The sequence below is a fragment of the Streptomyces odontomachi genome, from assembly GCF_024435355.1.
In the GTDB taxonomy this organism is placed as follows: Bacteria; Actinomycetota; Actinomycetes; order Streptomycetales; family Streptomycetaceae; genus Streptomyces; species Streptomyces odontomachi.
Map to the genome: position 1 here is coordinate 246,819 of NZ_JAMJWG010000006.1, position 17,987 is coordinate 264,805.

The 17,987-nt window shown below is 71.0% G+C and carries 17 protein-coding genes; 11 read left to right on the forward strand and 6 right to left on the reverse strand.

The window, feature by feature from the left end:
• Nucleotides 1-142: 142 nt before the first annotated feature.
• Complete coding sequence (locus tag NQO67_RS15690) at nucleotides 143-1,117, reverse strand: Acg family FMN-binding oxidoreductase (protein WP_255950589.1); 975 nt, start codon at nucleotides 1,115-1,117, stop codon at nucleotides 143-145.
• 271 nt (nucleotides 1,118-1,388) lie between these two features.
• On the opposite strand from NQO67_RS15690, the gene NQO67_RS15695 reads away from it, so the two are divergent.
• From NQO67_RS15695 to ertE, 5 genes are all read left to right on the forward strand, one after another.
• Nucleotides 1,389-2,798: a dihydroorotase gene (locus NQO67_RS15695; RefSeq protein WP_255950590.1), complete on the forward strand. Its 1,410-nt coding sequence runs from the start codon at nucleotides 1,389-1,391 to the stop codon at nucleotides 2,796-2,798.
• Nucleotides 2,795-3,565 carry an IclR family transcriptional regulator gene (locus NQO67_RS15700; RefSeq protein WP_255950591.1) on the forward strand — a complete coding sequence of 257 codons (771 nt, stop codon included), beginning with the start codon at nucleotides 2,795-2,797 and terminating at the stop codon, nucleotides 3,563-3,565. The genes NQO67_RS15695 and NQO67_RS15700 overlap by 4 nt, the downstream gene beginning before the upstream one ends.
• A gap of 136 nt (nucleotides 3,566-3,701) precedes the next feature.
• The gene (locus NQO67_RS15705) at nucleotides 3,702-5,243 is read left to right on the forward strand and encodes an NCS1 family nucleobase:cation symporter-1 (protein ID WP_255950592.1); all 1,542 of its coding nucleotides are present in this window, start codon (nucleotides 3,702-3,704) and stop codon (nucleotides 5,241-5,243) included.
• Nucleotides 5,240-5,980: an aspartate/glutamate racemase family protein gene (locus NQO67_RS15710; RefSeq protein WP_255950593.1), complete on the forward strand. Its 741-nt coding sequence runs from the start codon at nucleotides 5,240-5,242 to the stop codon at nucleotides 5,978-5,980. The genes NQO67_RS15705 and NQO67_RS15710 overlap by 4 nt, the downstream gene beginning before the upstream one ends.
• On the forward strand, nucleotides 5,964-7,235 hold the full coding sequence (gene ertE / locus NQO67_RS15715; RefSeq protein WP_255950594.1) for an N-carbamyl-l-glutamate amidohydrolase ErtE: 1,272 nt from the start codon (nucleotides 5,964-5,966) through the stop codon (nucleotides 7,233-7,235). Before NQO67_RS15710 ends, ertE begins: the two co-directional genes overlap by 17 nt.
• Nucleotides 7,236-7,303: 68 nt before the next feature.
• Here ertE and NQO67_RS15720 read toward each other — a convergent pair whose 3' ends face one another.
• Genes NQO67_RS15720 through NQO67_RS15740 form a run of 5 tightly spaced genes read right to left on the reverse strand, consistent with a single transcriptional unit; the run spans nucleotide 7,304 to nucleotide 12,403 of the window.
• Complete coding sequence (locus NQO67_RS15720) at nucleotides 7,304-8,827, reverse strand: class I adenylate-forming enzyme family protein (protein WP_255950595.1); 1,524 nt, start codon at nucleotides 8,825-8,827, stop codon at nucleotides 7,304-7,306.
• A 9-nt stretch (nucleotides 8,828-8,836) separates the two neighbouring features.
• Complete coding sequence (locus NQO67_RS15725; protein ID WP_255950596.1) at nucleotides 8,837-10,138, reverse strand: type III PLP-dependent enzyme; 1,302 nt, start codon at nucleotides 10,136-10,138, stop codon at nucleotides 8,837-8,839.
• 8 nt (nucleotides 10,139-10,146) lie between these two features.
• Entirely contained in the window at nucleotides 10,147-10,644 is a 498-nt protein-coding gene (gene acpS, locus NQO67_RS15730) for a holo-ACP synthase (RefSeq protein ID WP_255950597.1), read from the reverse strand.
• On the reverse strand, nucleotides 10,619-10,891 hold the full coding sequence (locus tag NQO67_RS15735) for an acyl carrier protein (protein WP_255950598.1): 273 nt from the start codon (nucleotides 10,889-10,891) through the stop codon (nucleotides 10,619-10,621). Before NQO67_RS15735 ends, acpS begins: the two co-directional genes overlap by 26 nt.
• Before the next feature lie 54 nt (nucleotides 10,892-10,945).
• Nucleotides 10,946-12,403, reverse strand: a complete 1,458-nt coding sequence (locus tag NQO67_RS15740) for a class I adenylate-forming enzyme family protein (protein ID WP_255950599.1) — start codon at nucleotides 12,401-12,403, stop codon at nucleotides 10,946-10,948.
• Nucleotides 12,404-12,711: 308 nt separating this feature from the next.
• Here NQO67_RS15740 and NQO67_RS15745 point away from each other — a divergent pair, with 308 nt between their 5' ends.
• The 6 genes from NQO67_RS15745 to NQO67_RS15770 all read left to right on the forward strand — a co-directional run bounded on the left by NQO67_RS15745 (nucleotide 12,712) and on the right by NQO67_RS15770 (nucleotide 17,985).
• On the forward strand, nucleotides 12,712-13,062 hold the full coding sequence (locus NQO67_RS15745) for an acyl carrier protein (protein ID WP_255950600.1): 351 nt from the start codon (nucleotides 12,712-12,714) through the stop codon (nucleotides 13,060-13,062).
• A 101-nt stretch (nucleotides 13,063-13,163) separates the two neighbouring features.
• On the forward strand, nucleotides 13,164-14,126 hold the full coding sequence (locus tag NQO67_RS15750) for a ferritin-like domain-containing protein (protein ID WP_255950601.1): 963 nt from the start codon (nucleotides 13,164-13,166) through the stop codon (nucleotides 14,124-14,126).
• Nucleotides 14,127-14,128: 2 nt separating this feature from the next.
• A complete protein-coding gene (locus tag NQO67_RS15755; RefSeq protein WP_255950602.1) occupies nucleotides 14,129-15,802 on the forward strand; it encodes an AMP-binding protein in 1,674 nt (557 codons plus the stop codon).
• Between the two features lie 41 nt (nucleotides 15,803-15,843).
• Nucleotides 15,844-16,107: an acyl carrier protein gene (locus tag NQO67_RS15760; protein WP_255950603.1), complete on the forward strand. Its 264-nt coding sequence runs from the start codon at nucleotides 15,844-15,846 to the stop codon at nucleotides 16,105-16,107.
• 5 nt (nucleotides 16,108-16,112) lie between these two features.
• Nucleotides 16,113-17,144: a 3-oxoacyl-[acyl-carrier-protein] synthase III C-terminal domain-containing protein gene (locus NQO67_RS15765; protein WP_255950604.1), complete on the forward strand. Its 1,032-nt coding sequence runs from the start codon at nucleotides 16,113-16,115 to the stop codon at nucleotides 17,142-17,144.
• 76 nt (nucleotides 17,145-17,220) lie between these two features.
• A complete protein-coding gene (locus tag NQO67_RS15770) occupies nucleotides 17,221-17,985 on the forward strand; it encodes a hypothetical protein (protein ID WP_255950605.1) in 765 nt (254 codons plus the stop codon).
• The last annotated feature ends 2 nt before the right edge of the window (nucleotides 17,986-17,987 follow it).

Here is a 17,987-nt window from a genome sequence, read left to right on the forward strand (position 1 = left end):
CGCATCCGGGGGGGCGCCGGACCCGGCGCCCCCGACACCACCATCGGATGGTCGGCACCGCCCCGCACCCCGGTCAGGCACCGTCCGTGCACGCCACGGCCGCCGGCGCCCGACACGATCCCGTCGCCGTCCCGTCGCCCCGTCACACCGTGGTCAGCACCTCGCTCACCGGTCGGCGTGGGGTGGCGGGGCCCTCGGGGCCGTAGCCGAACCTGAGCAGCATCTGAACGTGGCCCATCGAGCTGAGCGGATCGCGCACCGCCCACCGCAGCTCCGGCCATTCGAGGGCCTGCGAGTTGAGGGTGGCGGCCAGTCCGTCCAGGGTGGCCTGCAACAACACGCGCTGGAGCCCCTGGCCGGCCAGGAGCCAGTCCAGGGGACCGTCCTCACGGGTGCCGAGCAGCGCCAGGCACGGCGCCCGCTCGAACACGGCAGAGCTGCCGGCCGGCTGCGGGGACGCGGCGAAGTCGCGCACGACGGCCCGGCCGTCCTGGGCCGGTGGCCCGAACGCGTCGGCGGGGATGCCCTCACCCGGCGCGGCGCGGGAGGTCCAGCGCGCAACCTCCTCCAGCGTCTCGGGAGAGGCCGCCTCCAGGGCCCGGGCGTCCTGGGCCAGCTCCAGGATCGTCTGTGCATGCCAGGCGTCCGGGAAGACCAGCCGTACGCCTTCGGCCCGGGCTGCCCCGCACAGCCCGTCGAGGACCGTCGCCGGGATCTGCTCCCCGGTGAACGGCCGGCGGCTGCTGTGGCGCCGGTGCACCGCGGGGTGGAGCGCGGCGAGATCGCCCTGGGACGCCGTCTGCGGTACGAGCGTGACCACCGCGAGCAACTCGGGGTCCGCCGGGTCGGGGAGCAGCGTCGTCGTCGCCTCCCGGCCGCCGTGCGCCGCTGCGACCCGCAGGTTGAACAGCGCGGCACCGCACCCCACGTGCAGTCCCCTGCCGGACGGGTCCTCGGCGGGCAGCGTGCGCGAGGCGTCCATGCGCAACAGCAGCGTGTTACTGCCCCGCTGGTGCCGGAACAGCCACGGCTGGGCGTTGTGCATGCTCGGTGCCGCCACCGCGTCGCCCACCAGCGCCGTCACGGCCTCCGCGTCGAGCAGCAATGCGGGCACCATGGCCTCCTTCTTCGAACACCCGGCTACGGTAATCGAACACCCCAGGACCACCGTCCACGATGCGCGTCCGGTGGCGGAAGGGCCGATCGGCCCACACCCTGCTGGGGCGACTGCCCACCGTCTCCCGCCGTCTCCCGCCGTCCGCACCGCCGGGGCGTCCCCACCGGAGCGGCTTCGGTGCCGTTCCTGCGGTTCTTGCCGGTTCTCGCCGGTTCTTGCATGTTGAGAACGGCATTGCCAGCCGCTGGAACCCCTCCGCAGGCTGGGGCCCATGAACAACACCGACCGTGACCAGGAAGTCTGTGACCTCTCGATCGTCGGGCATGTCGTCAGCCGGGCCGGCAGCTACCCGCGCGGCGAGGTGCGCATCACCGACGGCCGCATCGTGGAGGTGCTCGAGGAGGCCGGCGACGCCCCGCACACCGAGCGGATCGACGCCGGAAGCGCCTACGTCCTGCCGGGGGTCATCGACCCGCACGTCCACTCGCTGAGCGATCCACGCGAGGGCATCGAGGCGGCCACCCGGGCCGCGGCGGCCGGCGGGGTGACGACGATCCTGGAGATGCCCTTCGACCAGGCGGGGCCGATCTGGACCGTCGAGCGCCTGGAGGCGAAGAAGCGGATGGTCGCCGAGGAGGCGCACGTCGACGTCGGCCTGTTCGCCACGGTCCGACCAGGTGGCGGTGTCACCGAGGTCGCCGGCCTCGCCGCGGCGGGCGCGGTCACCTTCAAGGTCTCGACGTACCACACGCACGCCGACCGCTTCCCGCGCACGCCGGACGACGAGATGGTCGAGGTCTTCCGGGCCATCGCGGCGACGGGACGGCGCGTGTGCGTGCACGCCGAGAACGACGAGATCGTCCGCAAGCTGGTGGACGAGCTGTACGAGACCGGCACCCGGGACCCGCGCGCCCACTGCCGGGCCCGCCCGGCCGTCACCGAGACCGCCGCCGTGGCCAACACCCTGGAGCTGGCCCGCACCGCGAACGCCAAGGTGCACTTCGTGCACATGAGCCTGCCGCACTCCATCGACCTGGTGCAGAGCTATGCGGCCCAGGGTGTCGACGCCAGCGCCGAGGTGTGCCCGCACTACCTGATGTTCACCGAGGACGACATGGTCACCATGGGCACCCGCGTCAAGATCAACCCGCCGGTGCGCACCCGTGCGGACGTCGAGGGCATGTGGAGCCGCCTCACCGCGGACGCCATCGACACCCTCAGCTCCGACCACGCGCCCTGGCCGATCGTCGAGAAGGACAAGCCGAACATCTTCGACAACGCCTCCGGCGCACCGGGCGTGGAGACCCTCTTCCCCGTCACCGCCGCGGTGGGCCTGGCCGAGCGCGGGGTGTCCATCGAGTCCCTGGTGCGGGTGAGCTCCTGGCGCCCCGCCGAGCTCTTCGGCATCGACCACCGCAAGGGCGACCTGCGCGCCGGACTCGACGCGGACGTCGTCGTGTTCGACCCGGCGGCCGAGTGGGAGGTGGACGAGACGGTGATGCAGTCGAACGCCGGATGGAGCCCCTACCACGGCATGACGCTGCGCGGCCGGATCACCCGCACCCTGTCCCGCGGCGAGACGATCTACGCCGACGGCAAGCTGACCTCCACGGCGGGCCGCGGCCGGCTCGTCGAGTTCGGCGGCGGCCAGGCACGCCAGGCCCAGGCCCGGACCGCATGACCACCGCCTCCGCCGACCGCGCCAGCGCGTCCCCGACATCCCTCGGCAAGGGTCTTGCGGTCCTCGCCGCCCTTGCGGACGGCGGACCGATGCGCGTGGACACCCTCGCCGAGTGCACCGGACTGCCGCCCAGCACGGTCTACCGGTACGTCCGCGAGCTCGTCGCCTTCGGGTTCATCGAGCCGCGCGACGGGGTGTACGTGGCCGGCGAGCGGCTGGCACGGCTGGCCCACTCCAGCGGCTGGAACCACCGTCTGACCCGTTACTCCTCGCCACTGCTCGCCGAGCTGAGCAGGGCGAGCGGAGAGTCCGCGATCCTCACCGTGCTCGTGGGGCGTTCGGCACTGGTCGTCGACCGGGCGGAGTCCCCGCAGGCGATCCGGCTCTCCTTCGAGCAGGGCGGGCTGCTGCCGCTGCACGCAGGCGCCTCGGCCAAGATCGTGCTGGCGTACGCGCCGCAGATGGTGATCGACGACGTGATCGAGCACGCGCTCCCCGGCGACCGGGGAAACGCGGCGGCACTGCGGCTGTGCGCCCAGCTCGCCGAGGTTCGCCGCACCGGCCAGGTCGTGACCCACGGTGAGGCGGATCAGCACGCGGTCGGCATCGCCGTCCCGGTGTTCACCGGATCCACCTTCACCTGCGGGCTCTCCCTGGCCGGGCCCGCCTACCGGATCGACGCCGCACGCGCCCGCGAGCTGGGTGACCTGCTGCGCCGGGCCGGCCGCCGCCTCAGCCAGACCCTCACCGCGACCGCGGGCCTGTGACGGCCGACGCCGTCCGCCGGCCCCGGCCCCACCACGGATTCCGACCCCCGGCGCCCGATTCCTGATGACCGGACCGCACCCGCACGCCCGTCCGCCGCCCCTTTCGTTCCCGCCTGTCCACTGGAGGCGTGTATCCATGACCACGACCGCCTGTGAGCGCACGGTGGCCGCCCAGGCCCCGGACAGCTCTCTGGCCAACGCCGACCTCGCACCCACCCCCGCCGCCGAGCGCACCTGGAACTGGTGGCACTTCGCGACCCTGTGGATGGGGATGGTCCACAACATCTTCAACTTCACCTGGGTCGGCGGCCTCGTCGCCCTCGGCATGTCGGTGTGGCAGGCGCTCACCGTCGCGCTCGTCGGGAACGTCGTGCAGACCGTCGTCATCGGCCTCAACGGTCGGATCGGCGCGCGCTTCGGCATCCCCTTCGCCGTCTGGGCCCGCAGTGCCTTCGGCACCTTCGGCGCCAACATCGTCGCGCTGGTACGCGCCGTCGTCGCGATCGGCTGGTTCGGCATCCAGAGCTACCTGGCCGCCACCGCCGTCAACCTCCTCCTGGAGGGCGTCGTCCCGGGCTGGCGGGGTCTGGGCCACTCCGGCTGGCTCGGCCTGTCGACCAGCATGTGGATCACCATGATCGCCTACTGGGCCTGCAACTTCCTCATCGTGCGGCACGGCATGGAGGCGGTGCGCAGGTTCGAGGTGTGGGCCGGTCCCCTGGTCTTCGTCGTCATGGCCGTCCTGCTCGTGTGGGCCGTCAGCCACGCGGGCGGCACCGGCACCCTGCTCACGGCGCCCGCCCAGCACAGCGACCACTGGTTCTGGACCGTCGCCTTCGGCCCGGCCGTCGCCACCTACATCGCCGGCAGCTGGTCCACCGCCGTCCTGAACATCCCCGACCTGACCCGCTTCGCCCGCTCCAACCGCGGCCAGTTCTGGGGCACCATGATCGGCCTGCCGCTCTCCAGCCTCGTCTACTTCGGGATGGCCGCCGTCATCGTCTCCACCGGCAAGGAGCTGTACGGCACGACCTACTGGAATCCGACAGACGTCCTGGGCGCGTTCGGCAATCCGGTCCTCAGCGCGTTCGGCGCCCTCCTGCTGGCCATCGCGACGATCTCCGTGAACATCCCGGCCAACGTCATATCGTCCGCGTACGACCTCACCAACCTGCTGCCGAAGGCGTTGACCTTCCGCCGTGGCGCCTATGTCTCCATCGTCGCCGGCTTCGTCTACATGCCGTGGAAGCTCATGGAGAACTCCGAGACGCTGTTCTCGATGCTCCACTACCTCGGAGCCGTCCTCGGACCGGTGACCGGCATCCTGCTCGCCGACTTCTTCGTGCTGCGCCGCTGCCGCCTCGACGTTCCCGACCTGTACCGCAGGACGGGCCGTTACCGCGGCTGGGCGGGGTTCAACCCGCTCGGGCTCGGCGCCCTGGGGCTCTCCCTCGCCCTGCTCTTCGGCTCCCAGACCGTGCCCGCCTTCGACTGGGTCTACCAGTACGCGTGGTTCTCCGGTGTCACGCTCGGCTTCCTGCTGCACTGCGCGGCCAAACTGGCCGTACGCCGCAGCGCCGGCCCGCTCGCGGCGTCGCTGGCCGCCACGGGCACGACAGGTGCCGAGGCCGCGGACCTCCCCGCCGCCGGCACCACCGGTGAGGCGGCCCCCGCATGACCGCACGCGCCGCGTCCCGCCCCCGGCTCCTGGTCCTGAACCCCAACAGCTCCCGTGTCGTCACCGACGCCGTGCGCCGGGCCGTCGACTCCCTCGAGCACGGGGTGCGGTTCACCGTCGACCAGCTGGACCGGGCGCCCGCCCAGATCGCCGGTCCCGCCGACCACGCCACCGTCGCCCCGCTGGTCCTCGACCGCCTCACCGCCGAGGACGGTCACCACGATGCGGTGATCATCGCCTGCCATGGTGACCCGGCGCTCGCCGACGTCCGCCGGCGGTCCGGGCGCCCGGTGTTCGGCATCGGCGAGACCTCCCTGCACGCCGCTGCCTCGGCGGCCGGCCGCTTCGGAGTCCTGACCCTCGGCAGCGCCCTCGTCGACCGCAAGTGGCAGCAGGTGCGGGCCGCGGGCCTCGGCGAGCACTGCGCGGCCGTCGAACCGACCGGCACCTCCGTCGTCCACGGCCTGGCCCCCGAACCCGATCTCGCCCCCTACCGCGCCGCCGCCGAACGGGCACTGGCGGCCGGGGCTCGGGCGCTGGTCCTGGGGTGCGCCGGGATGGTCACCCTCGTCGACCCGCTGGCCGCTGAGTTCGGCGTGCCCGTCATCGAACCCGTCACCACCACCTGCTCGCTGGCCGCGGCCGTCGTGCGCCGGCCCGCCGGGTCCCGTCCACTTCCCCGCCGCACACCCCTCGTTCCGTCACCGGAGACGCCCGACCATGAACCTGACCGCTGACACGTCCGCCCTCGCCCCCGTGGCCGAACGCCTGGAAGCCGACCTCGCCGACCTGTCCGGCTACGCCGACCCCGACGCTCCGGGCTGGAGCCGCGAGGTCTTCTCGGAGCCCTACCGGGCCGCGCGCGACTGGGTACGCGACCGGATGCGGGACGCGGGCCTGGAGACCACCGTCGATGCCGCGGGCAACGTCATCGGGCGGCTCGCCGGCAGCCACGGCGGACCGCCGCTGGTCACCGGATCGCACACCGACACCGTGCACGGCGGCGGCCGTTTCGACGGCATCGTCGGCGTGCTCGGCGCGATCGAGGCCGCCCGCCGCATCCGCGAGACCGGCACCCGCCTCGCCCACGACCTGCTCGTCGTCGACTTCCTGGGCGAGGAGGCCAACCGCTTCGGCATCAGCTGCATGGGCAGCCGCTCGCTGTCCGGCATCCTCACCCCCGCCCACCTGGCGCGCACCGACACGACCGGACACACCCTCGGCCAGGCCATGCGGGACTTCGGCGCCGACCCCGAGCGTGCCCTGGGCCTCGGCTGGGACGCGCGCAGCATGCACGCCTTCGTCGAACTCCACGTCGAGCAGGGTCCGCTGCTCGAACAGCGCGGCGTGCCCGTGGGGGTGGTCACCGCGATCGCCGGCATCGAGCGGCTGCTCGCCACCTTCCGCGGGCGGGCCGACCACGCGGGCACCATGCCGATGGCAGAGCGTCATGACGCCCTCGTCGCCGCCGCCGAGGCGGTGCTGACCATCGAGCGGGTGGGCTGCGGCGCCCCCGTCCACGGGGTCACCACCACCGGCCGTATCGAGTCCTCGCCGGGGGTCTACAACATCGTTCCCGAGGAGGCGAGGATCTGGGCGGAGACCCGCAGCGTCGACCACACCTGGCTGTCCGGTGTGCGTCGCACGCTCGCCGACGAGCTCGCCGCCCAGGCCGCCCGGCGGGGCGTGGAGACGGCCGTGGAGTGGCTCAACGACCAGGACCCGGTCCTGGCCAGCCGGTCCGTGCAGGACGTGATCGCCGCCGGCGCCGACTCCCTCGGCATCCCCTGGGCCCCGGTCCCCAGCGGCGCGGGCCACGACGCGGCGCACATGGCCGGACTCGGGCCGATGGGCATGATCTTCGTGCCCTCCCACGGGGGCCGCAGCCACTGCCCCGAGGAGTGGACCGGCCTCGGCCACATCGTCACCGGCACCCACCTCCTGGCCGCCACCCTGACCCACCTGGACGCGCTGCCGGACGTGGCGGCGTAGCGGAGCCGGCGCCGTCCGATGAGGTGTCAGGCTCTCCTCGGGAAGCGCAGAGCGAGGTGCACGCGGTCTCAGCCGGCCGGGGTCGAGCCCTCGGCCGGCTCCTGGATCAGGAACGCCAGGCGCTTCCGGTCGATCTTCCCGTTGCCGTTGACGGGCAGTTCCGGCAGGTTGACGCAGCGCCGCGGGACCTTGAACGCTTCGATGTGTCGCGGCATCCGCCGGCGCACTTCGTCACCGGTGAGCTCGCCGGTGACGGCCAGCACGGCGGGCCGGTCGCCGGTGGGTGGCAGTACCGCCGCCGACACCACCCCGGGCACTTTCCGCGCCGCCGCTTCGACCTCGATGGTGCTGATGCGGAAGCCGCGCTCCTTGTAGAGATCGTCACGGCGGCCCGAGAAGTACAGGTAGCCCTCCTCGTCCAGCCACCCGTAGTCCCCGGTGCGAAGCTCGGGGAACAGGCCGTCGGTTCGCGGGAACCGTTCAGCGGTGAGGTCGGGACGCCTCCAGTAGCCGGCCATCACATGGGGTCCGCGGACGACGAACTGCCCGACCTCGCCCGGCGCCAGGCGTTCGCCGTCGTCGCCGATCACCAGGACCTCCGTACCGGGCAGCGGGACTCCGCAGGAGCCGGGGCGGTCCTGGTCGCCGTCCACGGGCATGATGGCGGCCCGCTTGCATTCGGTGAGCCCGTACATCACCTGGATCCGCAGCCCGGGCAGTCCTGCACGGAGCTCGGCCATGGTGCTCTCGGCGAGGGCGGCGCCCGTGTTGGTGAGCAGCCGGAGGCTCTCGGGCCTGCCACGGCTGCGGCGCAGCAGCCAGGACAGCCGCTCCGCCACGGAGGGAACGGCAGGCAGCACACTCGCTCCGGTCGACGTCAGGCTGCGCAGCAGCGGCGGCCCGGCCTCGGCGCTGGTACCGAGATAGAGGCAGGCGCCGGACAGGGCGGCCAGGTAGGCCTGGTAGAGGCCGTAGTCGAAGCAGAGCGGCAGCGGGCAGAAGATCACGTCGCTCTCGCGGTACCGCAGGCACTGCTGGATCGCGGTGGCGGCGAAGAGCACCTGCTGGTGGGTGCTGACGACGGCCTTCGGCAGCGCTGTCGTGCCCGAGGTGTAGATCAGGCTGACCGGGTCGACCGGCAGCGGTCCGGGTGCCCGGGGCTGCGGGACCGTGGCCGCCCGGGGGGCGAGGGCGGCGCGTGTGAGGGTGCTGAGGTGGAGGAAGCGGGTGTCGTGGTGTGCCGCGTCCTCCTGGACGGCGTCGTCATCGCAGACGAGGATCTTGGGCGCGCAGTCCGAGAGGACATGCCGCAGCGGCTCGCCGCGCACCTGCTCGTGGAGCACGCTGAAGGCGGCTCCCAGGCGCGACGCCGCGTATGCGACGAGGACGATGCCGATGCCCTGCGCGTCGTCGACGGTGATGACGACGCGGTCGCCGCGGCCGAGTCCTTCCTCCCGGAGCCGTGCGGCGGCCCGGACGCTCGCCCCATTGAGTTCGGCATAGGTCAGTGCGCCGTTCCGCGAGCGGAGGGCAGGGCTGTCCGGGTACCGTGCGGCGGCGTTTTCCAGGATGTCGTGCAGGACGGTGTGCATCGCTTCTCCTCACGGGCCGCCGCCGGGGACTTCGCCGGTCCTGTGCAGGGTGTGCAGCTCGACCAGGCGTTGCTTGGCCAACAGGTCGTCGTCTGTGTCGCGTTGCCGGACCAGGTGTGCTTCCCCCCGGTAGGTCATCACCTCGGCGGGGAAGCCGTGGCCGAGGAACAGCCCCGGGGAGGCGGTGGGCCCGTAAGCGCCGGAGCGCTCCACCCCCAGCAGGTCGCCCGGACGGACTTCGGGAAGCGGCACCCTTTTGGCGATCACGTCGTCGGGGGTGCACAGGGGGCCGGTGACGGTGTAGGGGCGGGGTGCCGGGTCCCCGGAGCGGGTGAGGTGGCGGATCGGGAAGTTCCGCTTGAGCACGCTGCCGACGCCGACGGCAGCCATGTGGTGGTTCGTGCCGCCGTTCGCGACGGCGAAGAGCTCCCCCATGGACTCCTTGACGTACTGCACCTGGACCACGTACGTGCCGGACATCGCTGTCAGGTAGCGCCCCAGCTCCATGATCAGCCGACATCCGGGGTGTCGCCGGGTGAACCGCTCCACGTTTTCGGTGATCCCCCTCCCCAGAGCCGCCAGATCCACATCGGGGTCCCTGTCGAAGTAGGCGATGCCGAGTCCGCCCCCGAAGTCCACCGTCTCCAGGGGGATGCCCAGCCGGGCGGCCAGACGGTCGGCCATCTGGAGGATGCGTCCGGTGTTCCCGACGATGTCCTCGTGGTGGAGGAAACGGGTCCCCATGTAGGCGTGGATGCCTTTCAGCCGCACATGGGGCAGGCCCGCCAGGAAGCTCCCGGCGCCCTGGAGTGTCTCTTCGTCGATGCCGAACTGGCGCGGCTTCCCGCCCATCGCGAGCCCGGCGCCCCTGCTTTGGAAGGCGGGGTTGACGCGGAGCATCACGGAGCAGGGTCGTCCGCCGCGTTCGGCCGTGAGCCGGTCCAGTCGGGCGACCTCGTCGAGCGACTCGCACACCACGGCGTGGATGCCCGCGTCCAGGCACGCGGCGAGGTCCCGGGCGTCCTTTCCGGGGCCGAGGAAGACGATGTCCTCGGGAGCGACACCGGCCCGCAGGGCGGTGCGAAGCTCCACGTACGACGAGACCTCGGCGCCGGCCCCAAGGGCATGCAGAAACGCGCAGACACTGACGTTGGGGTTCGCCTTGAGCGAGTAGCACACGTCGACCTGTTCCGGCAGGGCACGGCGCAGGGCGCGGTACGTCTCCTCCAGCACCTCCGCCTCGTAGACGTACAGGGGCGTCCCGAACTGCTCGGCGAGATCACGGTAGGCGGTTGCACGGGCGCGGGCCATCTACCCGCTCACCTCGCGCCCCCGCTGGCGCGACGGCGATCGGCGGGGTCTTCGCCGACGTGGGCGCATGCGCACGCGCGCTCACCGACCGCGAAGGCGACGACCACCGTCGGCTGGTGCGAGATGGACACCGCCACATTCCCTACCTCGAGCTCCTCCGCTCGGGTACGGGCGAAACGGTGCAGCCGGACGTAGGGCTCTCCGCTGGGCGAGGAACGCAGCACTTCGATGTCGCGCCACTTCAGCCTCCCCATGAACCCAACGCCCAGGACCTTCGCGACGGCCTCCTTGGCGCTGAACCTCCCTGCCAGGTACTCGCTGGTCCGCCCGGCACCGTAGGCGCCGATGGGCTCGAGTTCGCGCGCCGTGAAGAGTGCGCGTACCCAACGGTCTTTCGCGGCGATGCGCTCGAAGCGAGCCCTTTCAAGTATGTCAACGCCGATTCTCACGTTTCCCTCCCCCGATGGCTCCCTCTCCCGTTCACGCCTCTCGCCCGGCTTCTTCACGCTCGGCTTCTTCGCGCTCGACCGCGCCGGCCAGGAGGACGAACGACTCCCATGCGAAGACGTCTCGCGCCGTGATCTTCCAGCCGTACTGGGTGGCCGCGAGGGTGCACATCTGCGTGGCCGCCAGGGAATCGCCGTATTCGAAGAAGTTGCCTTGTGGGTCGCACTCGATCCCGAGCACCTCGTAGGCGAGCTCCAGCAGCGTGGACAGTATTTTCTCGTGGACGTGCGAGCGCTCGGTCGGCATTGGGTCCCGTCCCCTCTGTGGTTCTGAACATCCGCCGTATGGGGTCTGAGTGGTTCATGGGCGAGAGAATCGCTCGATCTTTCCGGAGTGGGAGCGCGGAAGCACGTCGACGACATCGACCGTCAGGGGGATCTTGTACGGGGAGAGCTTGCCGTCGCAGTGCTCCCGCACCACCTCGATGCCGGGCGGATTCCCGGGGTCCGACGGGACGATCACCGCGTGGACGACGTCGCCCAGCAGCGGGTCCGGACGCTTGACGACCACGGCCTCGGAGATCCTGGGGTGCGTGAGCAGGACGCTTTCGACTTCGCGCGTGCTGACGTTCGCTCCCCCTACGAGGACGATGTCGGAGAGGCGGCCCGTGAGGTACAGGTAGCCGTCACCGTCCGTGTATCCGAGGTCGCCGATACTCAGGAAGTCCTCGCCGCCGCTGCGCAGCCTCTGGGGATCGTCGCTCGCGAACACGCTGGTCCACTCGCTCCTCATGAACACCTCGCCGACCTCCCCCGGCGGCAGCGGACGGCCCTCCTTGTCGGCTATCAGCACCTGGTTGGACAGGAAGGGCCTGCCCACCGTGCCCGGGTGAGCCAGCCATTCGTCGCCGTCGCAGAGCGTCGTGCCCACCGACTGGGTGGAGGTGTACGTCTCGTGCACCCGGTGCCCTCCGAGCCGCGCGATCCATCGCCGCTTCACCTCCTCCGGGCACGGTGCGGAGGTGTGCAGCAGCCCGCGGAGCGACGAGCAGAGGGCGTCCCAAAGGCTCTGGTTGGCGTCTATCAACGCCATCTGGTGGGGCGTCAACTGGCACCACGTCGGGGCGAAGCGTTCGACCGCAGACTTCAGCGAGACCGGGTCGAGCCTGCGGGGCATCACCACATGGGCACCGCCTCCGATACCGGCCATGCACACCTGGAGCGGTGCCGTGTGCGTGAGCGGTCCGACGGAGAGCTGGACGGCGCCGGGGGACCAGCCGGCGTTCTCCATGAGTCGGCGGGCACCGATGAGCGCCGTACTCGGCCGGGGGCTGACGGGGAACAGGGTGGGCAGTCCCGTGCTGCCGCCGGTCGGCAGGTACCAGGTGACGGGGGGTTCCAGACCCCAGGGCGAGAACGCCGGCCGCAAGGCGTCCGGCTCCAGCGCAGCGGCGAGTTCGGACTCACCCCACGGGAACGCCTCGGTGAAATCGTCGCCCAGGTCCTTCGAGAGGGCCTGCTTCTCCGCCTCCGTGGCCCGCGGAGGAATGATCATCGGCGTGCAGCCGAGCATCCAGGACGCCAGGATCGCCCGGACGAGCCCCTCGCCGTTGGGCAGCGCTATGAGGGTGTGCCGTCCGCGTTCGAGACCGGCAGCCCGTGCGTAGGCGGCCGTCGCCCTGGCTCTCTCGTACAACTCGCCGGCCGTGTAGCCGACCCAGTGGCCGGCCGCGTCCTCCACCGTGAGCGCGGGGCGGTCGGGTGCCGTGCGGGCCAGCCACATCAGGCGGCGTGACTCCGTGGTCTGCAAGCGAAGCAAGGGGGGTCCACCAACTCACGACTCGTTGTGGGCGACTCGGTCCACCGGCCCCCGGAAACCGGGTCGGCTCGCTCCGCGCCCCGCACCGCTGGGCGGATGAAGTGCCGTCAGAATAATTCCTGCCGGGCCCGCATCCAGCGTGCTGGCGATTTCTCGCCAGCACGCTTCCCAGTCCGCAGGGCGCTTGGTAATCCTACGGAGATCTCCTGGAACGGAGCCGAGCTGAGGATGCCAGCCCCTCCGAATTTCCCATGTGTCGGAGCAGGTCGTCATCACGGGTACGTGTAGACGGGGAAGAGGCCTTCGAGATGATCGATGAGACAGCAGAGCAGGGCGAGAGCCTGGATTCCACGGTGCGGGACCTCATCCGAAAGCTGGTGAGCGAACTCTCTCCCCTACAGAAATCCCCGGACGTCCGGCCCGACCAGATACTCAGGGACGAGCTGGGATACGACTCGGTACGCCAGGTCGAACTCACCTTCTTCCTGGAGGAGCTTTTCGGGTTCGACTCGTCGGTCATCGACGAGGCGCCCTTCATGGAGACCGTGGGCGATCTCGAGGACTTCACCTTGGACGTCATTTCCCGGGGGCGCGCCAAGGTTCCGTCACAGAGCGACATAGACCGCGTCAGAGACCTCGTTCCCACTCAGTCGGAATGAAACGTGAACAGGGCAGTGTGCGGGACAGTCGCCGCTCGCCCGGTGATTCCTGCTGCGACAGCGGGACGGAATATGAGGATGGCCCGGAAAGGATGCCAGGTGTGACGGTCGCCTACGAGGTGCGGGAGACGAACGGTGCCGAGGCACGGTTCGTGTGGGACTACGGAGCCACGGATGAACGTCTCCGGGCCCTGTACGAGAGGGGCAAGACGGCCCAGTGGAACGCCGCCGTCGACATAGCCTGGGACGCCGGTGTCGGTGTGCCCGGCCAGGCCGACCCCGCGGGCGCCCGCTCGCCTTTCGGGTGGAGTGCGTCCTGCCCGGTGCCACGCGAGGAGTGGGGCGCCTTCCAGTGGGAGTTCCACTCGTGGATGACCAGCCAGTTCCTGCACGGCGAGCAGGGCGCCCTCCTGGCGACGAGCCGTCTCGTGACGATGGCCCCCGACCTGGACACCAAGATGTTCGCGGCCAGTCAGGTCACCGACGAGGCACGCCACGTGGAAGCGTATGCGCGCTATGTCGACCTGCTGGGGAACAGCTACGCCGTCAACCCGTCCCTCAAGAGGATGCTGGACACGGTGGTGGCCGAGAGCCGCTGGGACATCGTCTTCCTCGGCATGCAGATCATCGTCGAGGGGCTGGCCCTCGCCGCCTTCCGGTTCGAACACACCAGGTCGTTCGATCCCGTCATCGCCCAGCTGACGCAGCTCGTGGCCAGGGACGAGGCCCGGCACGTGGCGTTCGGCCTACTGGCCCTACAGGAGATCTACGGTGAGCTCACCTCGCATGAGCGCGCCGACAGGGAGGAGTTCGTCAAAGAGGCGGCGCTGCTCATGTCCCGCAGGTTCCGCCTGGAGGAGGTCTGGGCCCGTCTGGACGTGGACGTGGCAGCCGGCACCAACTACGCGTTGCAGGACCAGAAGATGATCGACTTCCGGCGACTGATGTTCACGAAGATCGTGACGTCGCTCGCGAAGGTGGGTCTGCTGACCGCAGGAGTACGCACCCACCTCGAACAACTCGAACTCCTCCGTACGCTTCCGCCGAGAGGCAGGGCCTTGTGACGATGCCGGCTGCGACCCCGCACATGATGTCCTGGCTCGAGGCCCCTCCGCCCGAGCACAGCCTGCACTTCTCCGACGGACACGGGACGTGGACCTCGCACCCCTACCCCGCGGTGGCAGAACAGGTGCGCCGCAACGCCCGCCTTCTGCACCGCGAAGGCATCGGGTCCGGAGACGTGGTGCTCCTGCTGGGGCAGAACACGATCGGATTCGTCACCTCCCTCTACGGGATCCTGCACGCCGGGGCGACACCCGCGATCGTGGCACCGGTCGGCCTCGACGCGATGGAGAGCCGCCTGAAGAACGTGATCAGGTCCGTGCGTCCCGCCGCCCTCCTGGCAACGGCGGACCACGCGCCGCTCCTGGAGAGCGCCGTCCGCCCGCTCGGCTGCCGGGTGCTGACCGAGGCGGTGCACGGCCCGATGGACGACGGCGCACCCGAGCTGCCCGACGTCGCACTGATCCAGTTCAGCTCGGGCTCGACGGGCGATCCCCGCGGGGTGCAGCTTCCGTGGTCGGCGTTGAACAGCCATGTCTTCGGTATCCATGAGTGGCTGTCCATCGACGACGACTCCCGGGCGCTGTCGTGGCTGCCGTTCTACCACGACATGGGGCTGGTGGGCTGTCTCCTGATGCCGATGGGCCACGGGTGTTCGGCGTGGTACATGCCGCCGCAGGAGTTCATCGGCCACCCGTTGCGGTGGCTGCGCGCGGCTTCGGAGAGTCGTGCGACGGCATGCGCCCTTGCCGCGTTCTCCTTGGGCCACATGCTGCGGCGGGTGCGCCCGCAGCAGTTGGAGGGCCTGGACTTCAGCCACCTGCGGAGCGTGATCGTCGGCGCGGAGCGGATCGACCCCGATGTCCTGGGCGAGTTCCACCGGCTCCTCGCCCCTTTCGGCCTGTCCCACAGCGTCCTGCTTCCCGCTTACGGCATGGCCGAGGCGACCCTCGCCGTGACGGGGGTGCGGCCGGACCCCCGCGAGGTCCACACGCAGCTCGTGGACACCAGCGATCTGGAGATCGGCAAGCCCGTACCGGTCTGCGCCGCCGACGCACCCTCGGCCACCCGGCTCGTCTCCTGCGGCAAGCCGCTGAACGGGGTCGCGGTGGACATCCTGGACGGTGCTGGCAGCCCTCTCCCGGAGGGCAGGTTCGGCGAGATCGCCGTCCGCGGGTACTCACTCGCGACGGGTTACCGACAGGAAGGGCTCACCCCCCTCGGCGAGCCCTTCCGCACCGGGGACATGGGACTCGTGGTCGACGGCGAGCTGTACGTCGTCGGCCGTGCCGGTGACAGCGTCAAGGTGAACGGGCGCTGGCTATTCGCGGAGGACGTCCAGCGCCTGGCCGCCGCCGCGTCTCCCAAGCCCCAGCGGACCGTGGCCCTCCTCGGCAGCCTGTCGGGGTCCAACGCGGCCGTCGTCGTGCTCGAGGACTGCACCGCCGAGGAGGCGTCCGCGGTGGGGGGCGCCGTGGCGGCACAGCTGCCCGGGCTGCACGTCGTGGTCCTGCTCGTGCCGCACGGCACTCTGCGGCGCACGACGAGCGGCAAACCCAAGCGGAGGGAGATGTGGCAGGAACTCGCCGTCTCCGGCGACATGGCTTCCCACCTGGTCTGGGACTCGCTCGCCCCCGAGGCCGCCCGACCGGCGTCTCGCCCGGCGGCGGATCTCTGAACCCGCTGAGCGGCTCACACCCCATTCAGGAGCGGACTCCCGTGAACCGTACGGACATCGTCGAGCAGATACGCGTGGCCCTCGGCGCGGCACTCGGCCGAGAGATAGCCGAACTGCCCGAGCGCACCTCCCTCTTCCAGGACCTGGCCGTGGATTCGTCCAGCGTGCTGGAGCTGCTGCTGACCCTGGAGGACTCGATCGGGCTGGAGGTCGACCCGGAAGAGCTGGAACCGGAGATCTTCGAGACGGTCGGCAACCTGTCGAACTACGTCGAGGACAATCTCGCCAAGCAGGCCCGGGGTTGACTCGGATGACCGTCGCTGCACGATCACGCACCGAGCACGGCTCGACCGGGCCCGGAGCCGTCGGATTCTCCCGTGTGTCCGTCCGTCTGCCGAAGGGCGTCGAGCGGGTGGACCGCATCCTGGAACGCGCCGGTTCCAGCCTGCTCGAGCGACGGATGTTCGCGAGGTTCCACGGCCTGCGGGACAGCCCCACCCTGGCCCCCGGCGAGCCGATGGAGGAACTCCTCGTCGAGGCGGCCCGCGATGCCCTCGGAGACCGAGGCGCCGACGTGGTGCTGTACGGACACACGCAGAGCGTCCAGGACTTCGCCTGTGGCCCCGGGTTCGCGCAGCGGCTGCGGGGCAGTCTCGGGCTGCCTGACGCGGGGGTCTACGGGGTCTCCCAGATCAACTGCGTCTCCGTGCTGCGCGCTCTGGAGATGGCCCGCGCCTACCACTCCCGGCCCGCCGCGCGGGCCGGGGAACGGGTTCTCGTGCTCGGCGGGGACCACGGCAGCCTCGCCGACGCGGCACGCATCGTGCCGCGCGTGACCGTCGCGGGCGACGCCGCCGTGGCCCTCGTCGTGCACAGCTGCGACGCGCGCGACGTCCCCCGGTACCGCTATCTGTCGGGGGGTGCGCTGCGGGACGGCCGCTTCCACCGCAGCCTCCGGATGACGACGAGGGAGCAGACCCTCTACTCCCACTGCTGCGTGGGCCACCTGGCCACGGCCCTGCGGGACGCCACGGATCGGGCGGGGATGTCCTTCTCGGACATCGACTGGATCATGCCGGACCTGTCCAACGCCTTGTTCTGGCGCAACTTCTGCCGGGAGACCGGAGTCCGGCAGGAACGCATCTGCCTGGACCTGTTGCCGGAGCGGGGACACAACAACGGGGTCGACGCCCTCTCGGCGCTCCAACACGCCGAGACGACCGGCCAGCTGGCGCCCGGCGACCGTGTCGCGCTGGTCGCGCTCGGGCCGGGCGCCTACTTCCAGGTCGTGATCGTTGAAGTCACCCCGGAGTCGTCCCGAGCTCCGAGCCGTGAGCCGTGAGCCCTGAGCCGTGCGCCGTGCGCCATGTGCCCCGTGCCGTGAGCCGGGAGTCCGTCCCGGAGGAAGCGACGGAACAGTGACCAAGCTGTACATAGACTCCCTCGCGATCACCGTTCGTTCGGGTCCGCGGCTCAAGCCGACGGCCGCGCTGCACCGCACGCACCAGCAACGGCAGGTGGCCCACCTGGTCGCCGGGCGCAGGGGCGTACCCAAGGACCGGATCAAGGTACGTCAGCCCCTGGCCGACGACCTGGCGGACGCCGGGGACTTCCTCATCGCCCAGCGGGCCCTGGCAGCACTCGGTCCCCCGCCGGAGCGACCGCACACGCTCTATCTCGTGCGCTCCGGCCCCCTGCTCGATCCCATGGTCGCCCCCCTGACGGCCACGGTGCACACCATGGGCTGGCCCGGCGACGAGGTGGGCATCAGCCACCTGGAGGAGCAGGGCGGCACGCTGGTTTTCGACCTGCTCGAGTGGGCGGTCCCCGAGGGCTGCGGGGCGACGGTCATCGTCGTCGACGACCCCGCCTACGTGGACGACCTGACCGAGCGCCCGGCGTTCGCCGCCGTCAGCCTGAGGCTCTCCGGCACGGGCGCCCTGGGTGTGCGTGCCTGTGGCGAGGGGACGCCTCCGAACGTGGACGCCGAGCCGTACGCGCACAAGTTCTCCGGTACGGGCCCGTGCGACGCGTGGCTCGACTTCTACGCCGCCCTGGCCTCCGGCGCGGTCGAACGGGGCGAGAGCGCGCTCCTTCACACCGTGGGCCGGGAACGGCAGGGATGGGTTCTCGTCGAGGCTGTCCAGCCGGACCAGCTGCGCATGACCGGTGTCCGACTCTAGGA

Excerpts from the sequence above, each read along its gene's own strand:
- NQO67_RS15755 (WP_255950602.1), top strand. The coding sequence starts at position 14,129 with ATGCCGGCTGCGACCCCGCACATGATGTCCTGGCTCGAGGCCCCTCCG.
- NQO67_RS15745 (WP_255950600.1), top strand. The coding sequence starts at position 12,712 with ATGATCGATGAGACAGCAGAGCAGGGCGAGAGCCTGGATTCCACGGTG.
- NQO67_RS15710 (WP_255950593.1), top strand. The coding sequence starts at position 5,240 with ATGACCGCACGCGCCGCGTCCCGCCCCCGGCTCCTGGTCCTGAACCCC.
- NQO67_RS15765 (WP_255950604.1), top strand. The coding sequence starts at position 16,113 with ATGACCGTCGCTGCACGATCACGCACCGAGCACGGCTCGACCGGGCCC.
- ertE (WP_255950594.1), top strand. The coding sequence starts at position 5,964 with ATGAACCTGACCGCTGACACGTCCGCCCTCGCCCCCGTGGCCGAACGC.
- NQO67_RS15725 (WP_255950596.1), bottom strand. The coding sequence starts at position 10,138 with ATGGCCCGCGCCCGTGCAACCGCCTACCGTGATCTCGCCGAGCAGTTC.
- NQO67_RS15705 (WP_255950592.1), top strand. The coding sequence starts at position 3,702 with ATGACCACGACCGCCTGTGAGCGCACGGTGGCCGCCCAGGCCCCGGAC.
- NQO67_RS15720 (WP_255950595.1), bottom strand. The coding sequence starts at position 8,827 with ATGCACACCGTCCTGCACGACATCCTGGAAAACGCCGCCGCACGGTAC.
- NQO67_RS15700 (WP_255950591.1), top strand. The coding sequence starts at position 2,795 with ATGACCACCGCCTCCGCCGACCGCGCCAGCGCGTCCCCGACATCCCTC.
- NQO67_RS15735 (WP_255950598.1), bottom strand. The coding sequence starts at position 10,891 with ATGCCGACCGAGCGCTCGCACGTCCACGAGAAAATACTGTCCACGCTG.
- NQO67_RS15695 (WP_255950590.1), top strand. The coding sequence starts at position 1,389 with ATGAACAACACCGACCGTGACCAGGAAGTCTGTGACCTCTCGATCGTC.
- NQO67_RS15690 (WP_255950589.1), bottom strand. The coding sequence starts at position 1,117 with ATGGTGCCCGCATTGCTGCTCGACGCGGAGGCCGTGACGGCGCTGGTG.